Below are 14,657 nucleotides of genomic sequence, written 5' to 3'. Positions count from 1 at the left end.
GCGAGCCCGGGACACCGCACGACGTCATCGCGCGCACCCCGAGATCGGGCGTGACACCGCGGGCAGCTCGCACCCGCCAGCGTCACGGCGAGCGGATCAGCAGCGATAGACTTGAAGCAGCGCGCAGCTTTCCGAAGGACGCCCGGGCCCGGCGCGGATCGGATCCTTCCGCGTCGCGATCGACAGGGGATCTCGGAGCGCCTCGGTGAACCGCACCGGAGGCGTCAGGCTCACCGTCGCTGGCAGGACCGCGAACACGGCCGCAGGCGGTACCTCCAGCGATGGAGCCGCCCCGTGCGCCTGAGGCAACGTGTCGATCGCCTTGCTGTCACAGCAAGCGAAGCGGATCGTCTGCTCCCCTGGCTCCACGACCACCGAGGCATCGGGCGTGGAGACGCAGCAGCACTGCTGCATCGCCTGCTGCATGGGGGCGCACCACCAGTACGCACGCCCGGCGAACAGGACCGAGGCCATGACCAGCACGGCGAGCCCAGCATGAAGCACGGCCCGGGCCATCGCCCTGCCCCGCCCGCTCAGCTTGCCGACACCGTCCCAGCCTCCCATCTCTCGCCGGAGGATAGGCGATGGGGGCAATGCTGTCGAGCCGAGCCGCGCGAACATCCTGTGTCGCTGACGTTGCAGTCACGATTTTCTTACAGACTCTATGATCTCCAGGACAGGAACGCCGTCGACGGGTGGAGCGATGTGGCCTTTTACGCCCCGAGCTCCAGCCGGCTCTTGTCGCCTCACGACCGGCGCAGGTCGAACACTCGATAGGATACGTACCAGGAAAAGACGATATGCATCGGAAAGGCTCGACCGGCGTTCGCATCCTGATCGACCGAAGGTTCACTCACGGTGTCCTCTCGACCTTCTTCCGGTGATACGTTGAAGCGTCACGCCCGAGGGGAGGGGGAACATGGTGACCCGAACGCGGACACGCTCAGGGACGGCCTCTCCTTCCGCTTCCTCAAAGCGCGCCGTTGCTCGGGCGCTCGCACGTCTGCCGGTCCAGTCCAACTCTGACGCTCTCCTGGAGACACTCACGTCGAGCGTTCCCATGGTCGCGGGTTTTCTGGGCGTTCTACGTCCAGCCGCACCACCGAGCTTGTCGATCCACCCATTCAATTTGCCGGAAGAACTCTTCGATATCTGGATGAGGAGTCCTGAGGCTCATCTCGAAGGCGCACTGGCTCCGCTCCTCAGGGCTCGGCCTGGTGAACTCCTTTTGTCGAGAGACACAGTCCGAGGCAGTTTACGCAACGAACTCCAGGCGCTCACTGCGCTGGAAGCCCATGGTCTCGGAGAGGGTGCTGGCTACAAGGTGGCCACCCTCGACGCTCCAGGATGTGGAGCGACGCACCTCTTCATGGCCATGCTGACGCCGCGGGGCGTCGCCTTTCCCCCGGAGAGCCGCGCCACGCTCGCATCACTGAACGGACCCATCCGGGCAGCTCTCGCTCGCATACGCCTTCCCTTCGTGAGTTCACAACCCATCCTCGAACAGGTGCTGGCGGAGCAGGCGCTCGGGTATGCTTGCATTTCGGCACGCACGGGCGCTCTGCTCGAAGCAAATCGCAAGGCGTATGTGTTGGCAGACCGCTACCGGGCAGCCATGAACGTTCCGCGTAGCAGCCGCCCCCTTCCTGCTCTGCTGCGACGCGCAAGCCAGCCAGGAATCGGCGGCAACGTCTCGATGATCGTGGATGGCCGAGTGTCGTCATTCCTCGACCTCCATACCCACTTCCTTGCAAAGGAAACTCACGTTCTTCCCGAGGACATCATCCTCATCATGATGCGTGACATTTCCCTTCCCCAGATAGCGCCGCGGCAATCTCGAGCGGTCCAGCCGGCAAGACTGACGACACGAGAGAAAGAGATCGCCACCCTGCTCGTCGAGAGCGGCCTCTCCTACAAACAGATCGCCGACTCATTGACTATACGCACAGGAACGATGCGGGCGCACACGGAGAACATCTACCGAAAGCTGGAGGTGCATTCCCGAGCCGAACTCACGATCAAGATGCGCAGATAAAGCTCGAATCACCGATGGTTGGGCCACGCCACGGTCGACCCGATCAATGGGGGCTTTCACCATGAGAGATGAATCACAAACGTTGACGCGAAGCATCGAGGCGATTCGACGACTCGGCGTGGGAGCAACACTCGACGACCTGTTCGCCGCAATCAATGCAGGCGTGTCATTCATGGGTACATTCATCGAGACCTTTTGCGGGACGCGACCTGCGGAGGCGACGCATCTCCGGGTCAACATGCCGCCGGAGTTCACCGAGTTCATCATGAGCAGGAAGCACCACGACGTTCGTGTCCTCGAGGTCGTTTCCCGTCTGCCGCCCGGCTCCTTCGTATGCGACCGCGATACCATGTCGGACGCTGATTGGTCCCGCATCGATGGATATCGAGCCCTCAGAGAATTCGGCTACGGGCAGCCTGCCGCGCTGAAGCTGTTCACGCGCGGCGGCGGTGCCGAGCGAACTCACGGTTACATGGCCCTTGTTCGCGCTGCAGATGCTCCGCGGATGAGCAGTGCCGAATGCCGGTACATGGAGCACCTCGGACCAACCGTCAGTGATGCGCTCGGCCGCATGGCCATGCCGCTGCTCTGCCAGCATCCCATTCTCGATCAGCTCGTCAGCGAGCAATCGCTGGGGCTCGTGTGCTGTTCACTCGATGGAGCGCCACAGGAATCGAACCGCGTTGCCTACGAGTTTGCACGCCGCTACGTTCCCCTCGGTAGCAAACGACGTTCCAGAGATGCTCTGACGGCCCTCATCCAGGCCATCTGGAACTGTAGCGTCGACCCTGGACTCGGACACCGATGCCTGCGCCATGGGGCAGCAACTCGGCGCCTGGAGGTTACGATGCACCAACTACATGCGGAGACCTACGACCTACCGGCGCACCGAGTTCTCGTCGTCATGCGGGAAGTGGGATCGGACGATGAGGCAATGGCGCTCGACCCTGAATGGCAGAGCATCCTGTCTCCTCGTCAGCGCACGATCGCAATGCAACTCATTGGCACTGGCCGTTCGTACAAGGAGATCGCTGCTGTGCTGAAGCTGAGCGAAGGAACCGTTCGCAAGCACGTCGAGCGCATCTATCGAACGCTCGACGTTCACTCCCGTGCCGAGCTGGTCCTCAGGCTACGGCAACCGCGTGAACGCTGAACTGACGCGGAAGGCTCGGGTGCCCGTTGCGCTGATGCAATTGGTCAGGTCGTACCGCCACCAGAGCATCGGATCCCCGTGGAAGCCGTGTGCCACGGGAATGGCCAAAGTGTCGCGCACGTCACACTCGAGGATGCATCTGCGTCGGAAGTAAGGCCATCACCCCATGCCGACGCACCTCGATGATGCGAGCGGCTACGGGAAGACATTGATCGTGAACGGGGATGGGTAGAGGTGATATCCCCCGGGCCGATCCTTGATGTGCACTTCTTTGATTCCTGCCGTCCAGCGGTGTGTGCAGGAGAATCGCGCCTGCGAGGCATTTCCTGACTGCTTGTAGATCCCATCGCAGTCGCCGATCCACATGGCGATCGTCGACGGTAGGCACGAGCCGTTGATCGTGTAGGTGATCGTCGAGTTCAGCCGGGGTGTCGAGGACGCGCTGACGCCCCCGATCGAAGGCGTACATTGCTCCTCACCCACTTCTGCGATCACCTCACTGGCTGCGTCTGCATCCTCCATCTCGCCTTCACTACCCGGGTCGGTATCCACGAGACACCCCGACGAAGTGAAGAGACCAATCACGATCACCATCGACCATTTCATCGAAAATTGATTCATCATTCCCCTCCCTGTCCACGCACCGGGACGCATGACTCCTGCGCGGCGCATGGCACCGTCAGCAGCCACGACCCTTCAGTGCGGCGCAGTTCGATGGTCAGCTTGACGACGGTGATCACACTCGGCACTACGCAGAATTGCGTACGAGGAGGCTTTGTTGCCCAGCCGCTGACCGGCTCGTTGCGTCCCGAAAGTCGCGCCTCGTCGATGACGGATCGACCAGTCCGTAGTGCAGTCAGCGGATGCGCTGTTTCTGCATTCTATCGAGCCTCGATCGACGTGGATGCTGGAGTCATCGCGCGATGCGTGCCGACCCGAACGAAGTCGCACAGGCACCGCGCTGCCCTGCAACGCCCGGCGCTCGCTCACGCCGTCGGCGACGGCTCCCCCAGCCGGACTGGCGGCACGAGCCCCGTCATCCGCCACGCCGCCAGCGCACCAGCAGCGGCCGGCGGGATCGCCGCCACGAAGATCCACACCGCCACCGAGCGCGCGCTCCCCGTCGTGAGGCCCGCACCGAACCCGGCCAGGTTCGCCACCGCCCCGGTGACGGCGGCGCCGATCGCCTCCCCCGTCAACCGCACCGCCATCAGCGCGGAGCTGCCCACCGCCCGATCCTCATCCGGCAGCGCCGTGAGCACCCGCCGGTTCATCAGCGCCGACGAGAACCCGAACCCGGCGCCCATGATCGCCGCAGCCGCGACCACCCACGGCACCGAGGCGTCCCGCATCACGATCGCCAGCAGCACCGGCCCCGCCAGCACGCACGACACCCCGAGTCGGATCCAGCGGTCTGCAGCGCGCCCGGACGCGCCAGCAGCTGCGAATGCTGCGAGCGTCCACGCCATCGCGTGCACGGCCACCGCGTACCCCGCCCCGAGCGGCGAGAGCCCGTGGAGCTTCTGCAAGAGCGCCGGGCCGTAGATCAGAAACCCCACCGACGTGGCGGTCAGCGCGAACATCGCGGCATACCCCGAGCCACAGATCGTGCCGAGGTCCGAAGCCACGCGCGGCAAGAGGCGCGTCTCGGCCCCGCGATCGATGCGCAGCAACCAGTACAGCAGGACGAGGGTCACCATGACGAACGCGAACGTGACCCCCGGCGACTTGCTCACGTCTGCGCCAGCGATCGCTGCGATCGCGAGGCACAGCACACCGAGCTGCCGCCACGGCACGCGCGACGGCCGCCCGGGCACCACGCCGGCCTTGAGCAGGAGGCGCGCCGCCAGCGAGAACAGCACGGCCTGCACCGCGAACAGCCAGAACACCGTCCGCCACGATCCCGCCTCGGCGAGCAGCCCACCGATCAGCGGACCCAGCACCGTCGCGACGCCCCACACCGCCGCGGCGGCCGCGAAGACGCGCCCCTGGTGCCGGTCGGGAAACAGGAACGCGATGGCCACCATCGACAGCCCCGACATCCACCCGCTGCCGACTCCTTGCAGGAACCGACCGAACAGGAACACCCAGATCCCTGGCGCCGCCGCGCTCACGACACACCCGGCCGCGAGCACCAGCCCCGAGACCACCGTCGCCCGCCTGAGCCCCATCATCTCCGACAGGCGGCCCGCGGAGGCCCCCGCCAGGATCGCACCCACGAGGAAGCCCGCCACCGCCCAGCTGAAGAGCGAATAGCCCCCCAGATCGAGGCCGACCGTCGGCATGATCGTGGCGGTGACCAGGCTGTCCGCCGCGTTGAGCCAGACCCCGAGGCAGATCAGCGCGAACCGTGGCAGACGGCCCTCGGCGAGCAGGTCGGCCCACGCCGCAGCGCCTCGCATTTCCTGTTTCATGAGCACCGAAGAGAGGACGCGGAGCGCCTTCGCTCGTCCCGAAGGCTGCCGACGCAGGCCGGCACTCCTACTCCTTCGCCAGCATCGTGACAACGTCGGCCGGCCCACGACCGGCGTCCTGCATCACGCTGCAGCCACGCGACCTCAGCGCCGGATCGCCGCCGCACGCGGCACCGCCTCGGGCAGCTTCTCCTCCGAAGGCACCCCCACGAGCTGTGCATACGGCGTCGCCGTCACGTGCTCGCGCGCCTCCTTCTCGCCGACCCAGGAGGCCCTGCACGTCACGTGGCCGAGCCGGTCTTCGACCTCCTGGAGCAGGGTGTAGCGCCCCCCGGGTGCCGCATCGATCGTCGCCGTCGCGACCTCGTCCGCCGCGCTCTCCACGACATGGTGCCCGGGCTCCGCCAGGTAGCAGAAATGCCCCGGCCCCCGCGTGGCGCCGACGAGCACCCCGTTGTCGTGCACGGGGAACGTGACCTCGTGGGCCGCCTCGTCTGCACGCACGACGCAGATCTTCGCCATCCCCTCGGGAGGCGCCGCCATCGGCGCGATCGGCGCCTGCGCCGGCTCCGAGAGCCGCCACGACGAGCAGCCGGTGGTGAGACCGACGACGGCCAGCGCGGCGGGAGCCACGAAGCGCGCGAACAAGGTCGAGACGGTGCTGGGCATGACGGACTCCTCGGGCGACGGCGGGCTGGTCTACCGCGACCGCTCACCGCGCAAAACCCGAAAGATCACCGCAACGCGCTCTCCGCACAGGCCAGGCCGCGCGCGCGCTTCACCCGGAGCATGCGCTCACCATGCCGCGCTACACACCGACCAGCCCCACACCGCACGTCATGCAAAGCAGCGCGCGCCGACGGGCGGCAGCAACGCCTGCTCCGACAGCCCCAGCGCGTCCTGGAGCGTCTGCTCCAGGAACGCCCCCTGCTCCCGGCTGGGGAGGCCCTTCAGCACGCGCACGGCCTTGCCATCGTCGAGCGTGGCCTCGAGCGCGTAGGCGCTGCGACCGTGGCGGCCCTCGACCTGCACCAGCCGCAGATCCCGGATCCGTCGGGCGGCGACCACGCAGCCAGGAGCCCAGGGCAGCGGGCCGTGGGAGATGGTCAACAGCCCCGAGGCGAGCGTGATCCGGGAGCGGTTCAGGAGGTTCGCGAGCGCGTAGTAGATCATCCCGCTCCCCGCCCCCAGGTGCAGGATCGGCAGCAGCACGAGCAAGGTCGGCGCCCCTGCGAGCAGGTGCATCAGCACGCGCATCATCGCCGCCGCCCACATCGTGGTGAAGAGGAGCAAGATCGAGAAGCGTGGCTCGAACCAGCGACGGGTCAGCGCGATCGACGTCCCGATCTGCGTCTGCACGCTCCGGTACGTGTCATGGCCCTGGAACGTGGGCTGCTCGTGGTGGATCTGGATCTCCACGGGCCTCGGCGCCCGGAGCGGCCCTTGCGCAGGAGGGCTGCCGGGCATGCGCACCAGCCCCCTCACCCCCACGCCACACCGCGGGCAAGGCGCCCCCTGCGGCCCACGACGGAGGTCCGCGTCGGCGATGGGGAGGCTGCACCTGGGACACGCAAACGCCACACCTGCATGGTGGGATTGCGCAACGTGCCGGGTCAAGTCGCGCCCATGCCGCGGAGACCCCCGCGCGGCGCCCCCTCCGTGCTGGGGCCCAGGGCGATCCGTCCGATCCCCTGGGAACGCTGAAAGGAAGGGGGCGATCTTCCGGATCATCCCTGGTGAGGCCCTCCCACCACCTCGGCAGCGCCAGCGCCGTTCGTCGTTTCCCGCTGTTCCTCGCGAGGACGCGGGCCTCCGCCCGGTGACGCCCTTCGCGCGGCCCCCCTCGCCGATGCCCTGCGGGGGGTGATCCATGAGATCGCCCCCGTGTCCGCACGGATCATCCCCCGATCGCTCGTTTCCCCTGGGAACCTGGCCTGTTCGGTCGCGCCGACCTGGCTGGTACACCCCCTGCAATGGGCCCGGCGCGTACGGAGAGGTCGAGCGCTGCGCGGGCAGCGCGCCGTCTCCGCGAGGAGTGGATCATGATCCGTCAGATCGCGTGGACTGGGCTGTCGCTGCTGCTGGCCGGGTGTGCCGTCGAGGAGGACGTCGCGCCGTACGAGGAGAGCGAGCAGGAAGCGGACGCCGTCATCGTGTCGACGATCACGGAAGGCGAGTACGTGCTGCGCTCGGTCGCGACCGGCAACTGCCTCGACGTCCCGTCGTCGAGCATGGCCGACGGCGCCGGCATCCAGTCCTGGTCGTGCAACGGCACCAACGCCCAGCGGTTCCGCCTGACGGCGACCAGCGGCGGCTATTACAAGATCGAGAACGTCAACAGCAACAAGGCCCTCGACATCCGCGACGCCAGCACCGCGGAGAACGCGCGCCTCCAGCAGTGGGGCTACGGCGGCGGGAACAACCAGCAGTTCCGGTTCGTCGCACGCGGCAACAGCGAGTTCAGCATCCACGCGCGGCACACCGACATGACCCTCGACCTGTACTGGGGCAACGCCGCCAACGGGACGCCGATCGTGCAGTACCCCTACATCAACGGGAACAACCAGCGGTGGACCCTCGACAAGGTCGGCGGCGGCTCGAACCCGAACCCGAACCCCAACGGCCCCCGCACCCTGACCATCATCAACAACTGCTCGCAGCCGATCTGGATCGCGCACAACGTGCAAGCGACCCAGAACGTGCGCCTGAACAAGGGCGCCTCGTTCGTGTACAACGTGCCCGACGGCGGCATCAACGCCACGCGCTTCTGGCCGAAGACGGGCTGCAACGCGAACGGCTTGAACTGCACCATCGGCGACAGCGTCGCGCCGTGTCCGCAGGGCGGATGCCAGCCTCCGATCGAGTCGAAGTTCGAGGCGACCTTCGCCGCCAAGGGCGCCGCCGCGCAGACCTGGTACAACCTGAGCCAGGTGGACGGCTACACCCTGCCCTTCAAGGTGGTCCCCAAGGGCCAGGGCGCCGAGCAAGGGAGCTGCATCACCTCCGACTGCTCCGGCCTGCGGCTCGACCGCTGCCCTGGCGCCGAGAACATCCCGGGCTACGGTTCGCAAGACCTGCGCGTGCGCGACGGTGCCGGCAACGTGATCGGCTGCATGGCGCCTTGCAAGAAGTGGAACTACCCGGCCCCCTGGGGCATGGGCCGACCCGAGCACCAGGACCCGGGCCTCCACCTGTGCTGCCCGACGCCGATCGACCCTGCGACGGGCCAGTGCACGGTCGCCAACTCCTGCATGACCCCCGACTCGTGCAGCAACGCCGCGGACCCGCTGAGCGTGGTGCGGACGAGCTACGTGCAGACGATGCGGCAGATGTGCCCCACGGCCTACAGCTACGCCTACGACGACGCGGAAGGCCTGCACGCCTGCTCGAGCCAGACGAGCTTCGAGGTGACCTTCTGCCCGTGAGAGCAAGCCGACCGGCGCCGTCACCGCAGACCGGCGCCATCACCGCTGACCAGCGCCGCCCCCCGCGAAGCGCCCTCGGAGCAGCCCACCCGAGGAGACACCCCGGCGCAGTCCGCTCCGCCTCCCGCACCACCCAAGACACCTCGGACCGTTCCCCCCTGCCCTTACTGCACCAGTAAAGAGCCCTCGGACCGTTCCCCCCTGCCCTTCCTGCACCAGTAAAGAGCCCTCGGACCGTTCCCCCCCGCCCTTCCTGCACCAGTAAAGAGCCCTCGGACCGTTCCCCCCTGCCCTTCCTGCACCAGTAAAGAGCCCTCGGACCGTTCCCCCCCGCCCTTCCTGCACCAGTAAAGGTCCCTCGGACCGTTCCCCCCTGCCTTCACTGCACCAGTAAAGGTCCCTCGGATCGTTCCCCCCCTGCCCTTACTGCACCAGCAAAGGTCCCTCGGACCGTTCCTACCCCTCTTCTTTGTGAGTTACCTACCGTTCCCGACGACCTGTCCTGTCGAGGGACCCGCTCCGGACGTCCCTGCCGAGGTTCCTTCCGTCCTGACACCACGACATGGCTCGCCTCCATCCGTTGCCAGTGTGGCGTCGCGCGCGGTCCGGCGTCGCGCGCGGTCCGGCGTCGCGCACGGGTCAGGGACAGCCGCTGCTCACTTCGAGGGCGTCGTAGGCCATCCAGCCGTTGCGCTTGGTGCCGGTGGCGGCGATGACGTAGCCGTAGAGGAACTTCATCGTGCCCGACTGGGTGCGGTAGCGGCCTGCGCTGTCTTGCACCCAGAGCGGCACGTCGATGGAGGGCGCGCCGTGGTCGGTGGGGACGTCGAGGCGCTGGAACTTCGTGCCCGCGGGGAAGTGATCGACGGCAGGGCCACCGAGGCCGAAGCCGGGGACGTTGAACGCGAGGTTGGCCGAGCGACCGCCGTTCGCGCGGACGAGGGGGAGGTAGTCACCCGCGCGCTCGTGGGTGGCGGTGCTGTCGTGGACGACCTTCTTGAATTCGAGGTTGGTGTCGTGCCAGTTGCGCACGGCGTAGCAGGCCATCTTGCTCAAGCCCACGCCCTTGGCCGAGACGTGGCCGACCTTGCTGGCGAACGAGCTGGCGCCGAGGATGCTGGAGAGCGGCATCCAGCCCGCGCTGCTGTTCGAGGTGGAGACGGCGAAGGCGTGCGTCTCGCCCGCGAAGGTGCGCGTCTGGCCGTGGTTGAAGGTGGAGCGGGTGCGGGAGGAGGTGCCGACGACGTTGCCGTGGCCATCACGGATGGGGACGCCGAGGACGAGGCCCCAGGAGTTGTCGTCGTCCGGATCGTTGGTGGCGACGCGGTTGCCGCCCGTGACACGCAGCTTGCAGTTGTACGGGCTGGCCGTGCAGGCGTCACCGTTCACGCCCGCGTAAAGGGGCTGTTCTGCAGAGCCGACGAGTTCGTCGTCGGGCTGCTCGGCGCGCTCGGTGGTGAGGTCGTCCAGCGCGTCGGTGTCGTCCGTATCCAGCGGCATCTCGACGGCACATGCCGAGACGAGCAAGGGAGCGACGCACAGCATCCAGCGTGATTTGCGCATGCGTGATCGAAGGGATGCGTACCCGTGATGTCAACGTGATCCGCGTGCAGCAGATTCGTCCGATGTCGCAGGCTGCTGCGTGTGCAGGCTACTGCGTGTGCAGGCTACTGCGTGTGATGGAAGCGATCGGAGATCATGCGTCGCATCACGGCGAAGGATGTCGCAGGTCGTAGCGCGTGAGGCGATCGCAGACCATGCGTCGCATCACGCTGCAGATCGAGAACGGCCGTCGTCGCGGCTCACCCCTGGAAGCGGCGGAGGCGCAGGGAACTGAGGAGCACGGAGACGCTCGACAGGGACATGGCGGCGCTGGCGATCACGGGGGACAGGAGCCAGCCCGTCCAGGGGAAGAAGACGCCTGCGGCGATGGGGATGCCGATCACGTTGTACACGAAGGCGAAGAAGAGGTTCTGCCGGATGGTGCCGAGGGTCTTGCGGGCGAGGCGCACGCTGGTGGGGACGCCGCGGATGCCGCCGTGGAGGAGGGCGACATCGGCGGCGTCGAGGGCGATGTCGGCGCCGGTGCCGATGGCGATGCCGACGTCGGCGGAGGCGAGGGCCGGGGCGTCGTTCACGCCGTCGCCGACCATGGCGACGCGGCGGCCGTCACGGCGGGCGTCGGTGATGATGCGGGCTTTGTCCTCGGGGCGCAGCTCGGCGTGGACCTCGGTGACGCCCAGCTCGCGGGCGATGGCGCGGGCGGTGGCCTGACGGTCGCCGGTGAGGACGGCGAGGTCGACGCCGAGGTGGGTCAGCTCGGCGATGGCTTCGCGGGCGCCGTCAGCGGGGCGGTCGGCGACGGCGACGAGGCCGGCGAGGCGGCCGTCGATGGCGACGAAGGAGGGGGTGCTGCCCTGCTCGGCGAGACGGCTTGCGTCGGGTTCGAGGGGCTCGGGGTCGATGCCAGCAGCAGCGAGGAAGGCGCGGGTGCCGACGCGGAGGGTGCGATCGCCGATGCGGGCTTCGACGCCATGGCCGGCCTCGGCGCGAAGGACGTCGGGGGTGTCGAGCGTGGCGCCACGGGCGCGGGCGCCCTCGACGAGGGCGTGGGCGATGGGGTGCTCGCTGCCACGCTCGGCGCTGCCGACGAGGGCGAGGAGGGCGTCTTCGCCGAGGCCGGAGCGGTCGATGACGTGGGTGAGCGCGGGCTTGCCGGTGGTGAGGGTGCCGGTCTTGTCGACGAGGACGAGGTCGACGCGGCTCAGGGCTTCGAGAGCGGCGCCGCCCTTGACGAGAACGCCGAGCTCGGCGCCGCGGCCCGTACCGACGGCGACGGCGGCGGGGGTGGCGAGGCCGAGGGCGCAAGGGCACGCGATGACGAGCACGGCGACGGCGCGCTCGATGGCGGTGGCGAGCGCGTCGGGTCCAGGGGTGAGCCAGAGCCAGGCGCCGAAGCTGAGGAGGGCGATGCCGACGACGGTGGGCACGAAGTAGCCGCTCACGACATCGGCGAGGCGCGCGATGGGAGCCTTGGATCCCTGGGCATCTTCGACGGCGCGGGCGATGCGCGCGAGCGCGGTGCCCTCGCCGGTGGTGGTGACGCGGAGGGTGATGGCGCCGCTCGTGTTGAGGGTGCCCGCGGAGACGGGGTCGCCTTCGGCCTTGTCGACGGGGAGGCTCTCGCCGGTGAGCATCGACTCGTCGATGCCGGAGCTGCCGCGCACGATCTGGCCGTCGGCGGGAAGGCGCTCGCCAGGGCGCACGAGGACGAGATCACCCGGGACGAGGGCCTCGACGGGGACGGCCTCCTCGGTGTCGCCGCGGAGGCGGCGCGCGGTCCGGGGCTGGAGGGCGACGAGGCCGCGGACGGCATCGCCGAGGTGGGCGCGGGAGCGGCCTTCGAGGAGGCGGCCGAGGAGGACGAAGGTGAGGATGGCCGCCGCGGCCTCGAAGTAGAGGTGCGGGGTGTGGCCGTGCTCGGCGTGGGGGAAGAGACTCGGGGCGAGGACGCCGAGCGCAGAGTAGAGGTAGGCGGCGCCCGCGCCGAGGGCGATGAGGACGTTCATGTCGGCGCTGCGGCGGCGCAGCGCGAGCCAGGCGAGGTGGAAGAAGCGGCGGCCAGGGCCGAACACCACCGGGGTGGCGAGGCCGAGCTGGAGCCAGCGACCCAGGGCGCCATCGAGGAAGGGGATCGCCCCGTGCGACATGGCGATGACCAGGAGCGGCGCGGTGAAGGCGGCGGCGAGGAGGAGGTCGCGGCGGAGGGTTCGCTGCTCGCGCGCTTCGGCCTCTCGCAAGGTCTCGGCCGTGGAGCGAGCCGATGAGGTCGCCTTCGCGCGGTTCACACGCCGGGGGGTGGAGGCCACCGCGGATGGTGACGACGCTTCGCGCTGCGATGCTCCGTCCTTCGACGACGCTCCGCGCGATGACGCCTGACTCGCCGACCCTTCGCTCTTCGATCCCTCACCCGTCGACGCCTCACCCGTCGACGCCTCACCCGTCGACGCCTCACCCGTCGATGCGTCGCTCTTCAAGGACAGCGACGCCTCTGACGAGGCCTCGGCCTCCGCAGCCGTGGGGCTGCTCGCCGGTCCAGCGCTGTCGGTCTCGTCGGGCGCGAGCGCACCCGGGACCTCGTAGCCGGCCTCTTCCACGGCCTCGGCGAGCGCACGAACGGACGTGGCGCCCGGGTCGAAGAGGACGGTGGCGCGCTGGGTGACCAGGTTGACGTTCGCCTCCTGCACACCGTCGACACGACGCAGGGCCCGCTCCACATGACGCACACAGCTCGCGCAGGTCATGCCGCGGATGGGCAGATCACGGCGCTCGGCACGTGCGGGCGGGGTCTGGGTCGGCGCTGGGCCGCTCGTCGTCGTCATGGTCGCTCCCTTGGCTCGTCCGTGGCCACGGCGCCGTGGTGTTCCGCGCTGACAGGGCGCGTGGCTGCGTCGGGTCCCGGTCTGTCCCTGCAGACGCACACAGCCCGGGTCCCTTACACCAGAGCGGGGGGCATGCCAGTATCGGAAGGAGGAGAACCGGATGGATCAGGAGATCACGCTGAAGGTCGGCGGCATGACGTGCCAGAACTGCGTTCGCCACGTGAGCACGGCACTGCGCAAGCTCGAAGGGGTGCGCGAGGTGGAGGTGCGGCTCGCGGAGGGAGACGCGCGGGTCACGCTCGCGGCCGGCGGGGCAACGCTGGGTGAAATGCTCGCGGCGGTCCAGGACGCAGGGTACGAGGCGCAGGCGGTGTAATACCGGCCAGGTCCCTGCGTCAGCGAGGCACACGCATGCAGACACTTCATCCCATCAAGGCACAGATGGCGGCGATCTTCAGCGCCGCGGCCGATCACTTCGATGCGCCGCCGCTCGCCTTCTGGGCGCGCATCGGTGAGAACACGGTGGACCGGCTCGCACTCACCGAGGGGCAGCGGGTGCTCGACGTCTGCTGTGGGTCGGGCGCCTCGGCGCTACCGGCGGCACAGAAGGTAGGAGCTTCGGGATCGGTGCTCGCGGTCGATCTGGCCGAGCCCCTGCTCCAGCTCGGCCGCGCCAAGGCGGACGCAGCCGGGCTCTCGAACGTGGAGTTCCGCTGTGCGGACGTGGAGGCGCTGGACGTGCCGGGAGGGCACTTCGATGCGGTTGTGTGTGTGTTCGGGATCTTCTTCTTCCCGGACATGGAGGAGACGGTGCGCAGGCTGTGGCGCTGGGTGAAGCCGTCGGGGACGCTGGCGATCACCACCTGGGGGCCAGATGTGATGGCACCAGGGGACGGGTTGTTCTGGGAAGTCATCGGCGCGCGGCGGCCGGAGCTGGTGAAGAAGGTGAAGCCGTGGGCGCGGATCGAGACGCCGGAGACGTTGCGGGCGATGCTCGCCGGCGTGGGCGTGGAGGCGAGCTCGGTCGAGGCCGAGACGTCGGCGCAACCGCTCCGCACGGCCGAGGACTGGTGGACGATCGCGCTGGGTTCGGGCTACCGGGGGACGCTGGATCAGCTCGACGCTGCCACGCGAGAAGCGGTGCGAGAGGACCTGCACGCTGCGCTCGAAGCGCAGGGTGTGCGCGCCGCACAGACCAACGTGGTGTACGCGATCGCACGCAAACCAGCGGAAACCACGGCCTGAAGT

At 68.4% G+C, this 14,657-nt stretch carries 12 protein-coding genes; 5 read left to right on the top strand and 7 right to left on the bottom strand.

Translation table 11 applies throughout. From position 1 onward, the window contains the following. Nucleotides 1-96: 96 nt before the first annotated feature. A complete protein-coding gene (locus tag CMC5_RS22155) occupies nt 97-564 on the bottom strand; it encodes a hypothetical protein (RefSeq protein ID WP_050432284.1) in 468 nt (155 codons plus the stop codon). An 805-nt stretch (nt 565-1,369) separates the two neighbouring features. Between CMC5_RS22155 and CMC5_RS46030 the strand changes: the two genes are divergently transcribed. Together CMC5_RS46030 and CMC5_RS22145 are read left to right on the top strand one after the other, a co-directional pair. Further along, nucleotides 1,370-2,035 (top strand): helix-turn-helix transcriptional regulator, encoded by a 666-nt coding sequence (locus CMC5_RS46030; protein WP_169796613.1) that lies wholly within the window; start codon nt 1,370-1,372, stop codon nt 2,033-2,035. 82 nt (nt 2,036-2,117) lie between these two features. Then, nucleotides 2,118-3,188, top strand: a complete 1,071-nt coding sequence (locus CMC5_RS22145; RefSeq protein WP_050432282.1) for a helix-turn-helix transcriptional regulator — start codon at nt 2,118-2,120, stop codon at nt 3,186-3,188. Nucleotides 3,189-3,383: 195 nt separating this feature from the next. Here CMC5_RS22145 and CMC5_RS22140 read toward each other — a convergent pair whose 3' ends face one another. From CMC5_RS22140 to CMC5_RS22125, 4 genes are all read right to left on the bottom strand, one after another. Beyond that, the gene (locus tag CMC5_RS22140; protein ID WP_156338789.1) at nt 3,384-3,812 is read right to left on the bottom strand and encodes a hypothetical protein; all 429 of its coding nucleotides are present in this window, start codon (nt 3,810-3,812) and stop codon (nt 3,384-3,386) included. 362 nt (nt 3,813-4,174) lie between these two features. Beyond that, the gene (locus tag CMC5_RS22135; RefSeq protein ID WP_050432280.1) at nt 4,175-5,602 is read right to left on the bottom strand and encodes an MFS transporter; all 1,428 of its coding nucleotides are present in this window, start codon (nt 5,600-5,602) and stop codon (nt 4,175-4,177) included. Nucleotides 5,603-5,746: 144 nt separating this feature from the next. Beyond that, the gene (locus CMC5_RS22130) at nt 5,747-6,271 is read right to left on the bottom strand and encodes a hypothetical protein (RefSeq protein ID WP_050432279.1); all 525 of its coding nucleotides are present in this window, start codon (nt 6,269-6,271) and stop codon (nt 5,747-5,749) included. 168 nt (nt 6,272-6,439) lie between these two features. Next, entirely contained in the window at nt 6,440-7,069 is a 630-nt protein-coding gene (locus CMC5_RS22125) for a hypothetical protein (RefSeq protein WP_156338788.1), read from the bottom strand. Nucleotides 7,070-7,644: 575 nt separating this feature from the next. Here CMC5_RS22125 and CMC5_RS42820 point away from each other — a divergent pair. Next, on the top strand, nt 7,645-9,027 hold the full coding sequence (locus tag CMC5_RS42820; protein WP_082362695.1) for an RICIN domain-containing protein: 1,383 nt from the start codon (nt 7,645-7,647) through the stop codon (nt 9,025-9,027). A 639-nt stretch (nt 9,028-9,666) separates the two neighbouring features. Here the strand turns inward: CMC5_RS42820 and CMC5_RS22115 are convergent. Then, complete coding sequence (locus CMC5_RS22115; protein ID WP_245677693.1) at nt 9,667-10,590, bottom strand: hypothetical protein; 924 nt, start codon at nt 10,588-10,590, stop codon at nt 9,667-9,669. Between the two features lie 239 nt (nt 10,591-10,829). After that, on the bottom strand, nt 10,830-13,409 hold the full coding sequence (locus CMC5_RS22110) for a heavy metal translocating P-type ATPase (RefSeq protein WP_050432277.1): 2,580 nt from the start codon (nt 13,407-13,409) through the stop codon (nt 10,830-10,832). A 160-nt stretch (nt 13,410-13,569) separates the two neighbouring features. On the opposite strand from CMC5_RS22110, the gene CMC5_RS22105 reads away from it, so the two are divergent. Both CMC5_RS22105 and CMC5_RS22100 read left to right on the top strand, forming a co-directional pair. Beyond that, nucleotides 13,570-13,785: a heavy-metal-associated domain-containing protein gene (locus CMC5_RS22105; protein ID WP_050432276.1), complete on the top strand. Its 216-nt coding sequence runs from the start codon at nt 13,570-13,572 to the stop codon at nt 13,783-13,785. 35 nt (nt 13,786-13,820) lie between these two features. Continuing rightward, nucleotides 13,821-14,654: a class I SAM-dependent methyltransferase gene (locus CMC5_RS22100; protein ID WP_050432275.1), complete on the top strand. Its 834-nt coding sequence runs from the start codon at nt 13,821-13,823 to the stop codon at nt 14,652-14,654. Nucleotides 14,655-14,657 lie beyond the last annotated feature (3 nt).

Origin of the sequence: Chondromyces crocatus (assembly GCF_001189295.1) — a bacterium.
Taxonomy (GTDB): domain Bacteria; phylum Myxococcota_A; class Polyangia; order Polyangiales; family Polyangiaceae; genus Chondromyces; species Chondromyces crocatus.
The sequence above is the reverse complement of the archived record's forward strand: the minus strand, read 5'-3'. Positions and strand labels throughout refer to the sequence as shown.

Excerpts from the sequence above, each read along its gene's own strand:
- CMC5_RS22155 (WP_050432284.1), bottom strand. The coding sequence starts at position 564 with ATGGGAGGCTGGGACGGTGTCGGCAAGCTGAGCGGGCGGGGCAGGGCG.
- CMC5_RS46030 (WP_169796613.1), top strand. The coding sequence starts at position 1,370 with ATGGCCATGCTGACGCCGCGGGGCGTCGCCTTTCCCCCGGAGAGCCGC.
- CMC5_RS22140 (WP_156338789.1), bottom strand. The coding sequence starts at position 3,812 with ATGATGAATCAATTTTCGATGAAATGGTCGATGGTGATCGTGATTGGT.
- CMC5_RS22135 (WP_050432280.1), bottom strand. The coding sequence starts at position 5,602 with ATGAAACAGGAAATGCGAGGCGCTGCGGCGTGGGCCGACCTGCTCGCC.
- CMC5_RS22130 (WP_050432279.1), bottom strand. The coding sequence starts at position 6,271 with ATGCCCAGCACCGTCTCGACCTTGTTCGCGCGCTTCGTGGCTCCCGCC.
- CMC5_RS22125 (WP_156338788.1), bottom strand. The coding sequence starts at position 7,069 with ATGCCCGGCAGCCCTCCTGCGCAAGGGCCGCTCCGGGCGCCGAGGCCC.
- CMC5_RS42820 (WP_082362695.1), top strand. The coding sequence starts at position 7,645 with ATGATCCGTCAGATCGCGTGGACTGGGCTGTCGCTGCTGCTGGCCGGG.
- CMC5_RS22115 (WP_245677693.1), bottom strand. The coding sequence starts at position 10,590 with ATGCGCAAATCACGCTGGATGCTGTGCGTCGCTCCCTTGCTCGTCTCG.
- CMC5_RS22110 (WP_050432277.1), bottom strand. The coding sequence starts at position 13,409 with ATGACGACGACGAGCGGCCCAGCGCCGACCCAGACCCCGCCCGCACGT.
- CMC5_RS22105 (WP_050432276.1), top strand. The coding sequence starts at position 13,570 with ATGGATCAGGAGATCACGCTGAAGGTCGGCGGCATGACGTGCCAGAAC.
- CMC5_RS22100 (WP_050432275.1), top strand. The coding sequence starts at position 13,821 with ATGCAGACACTTCATCCCATCAAGGCACAGATGGCGGCGATCTTCAGC.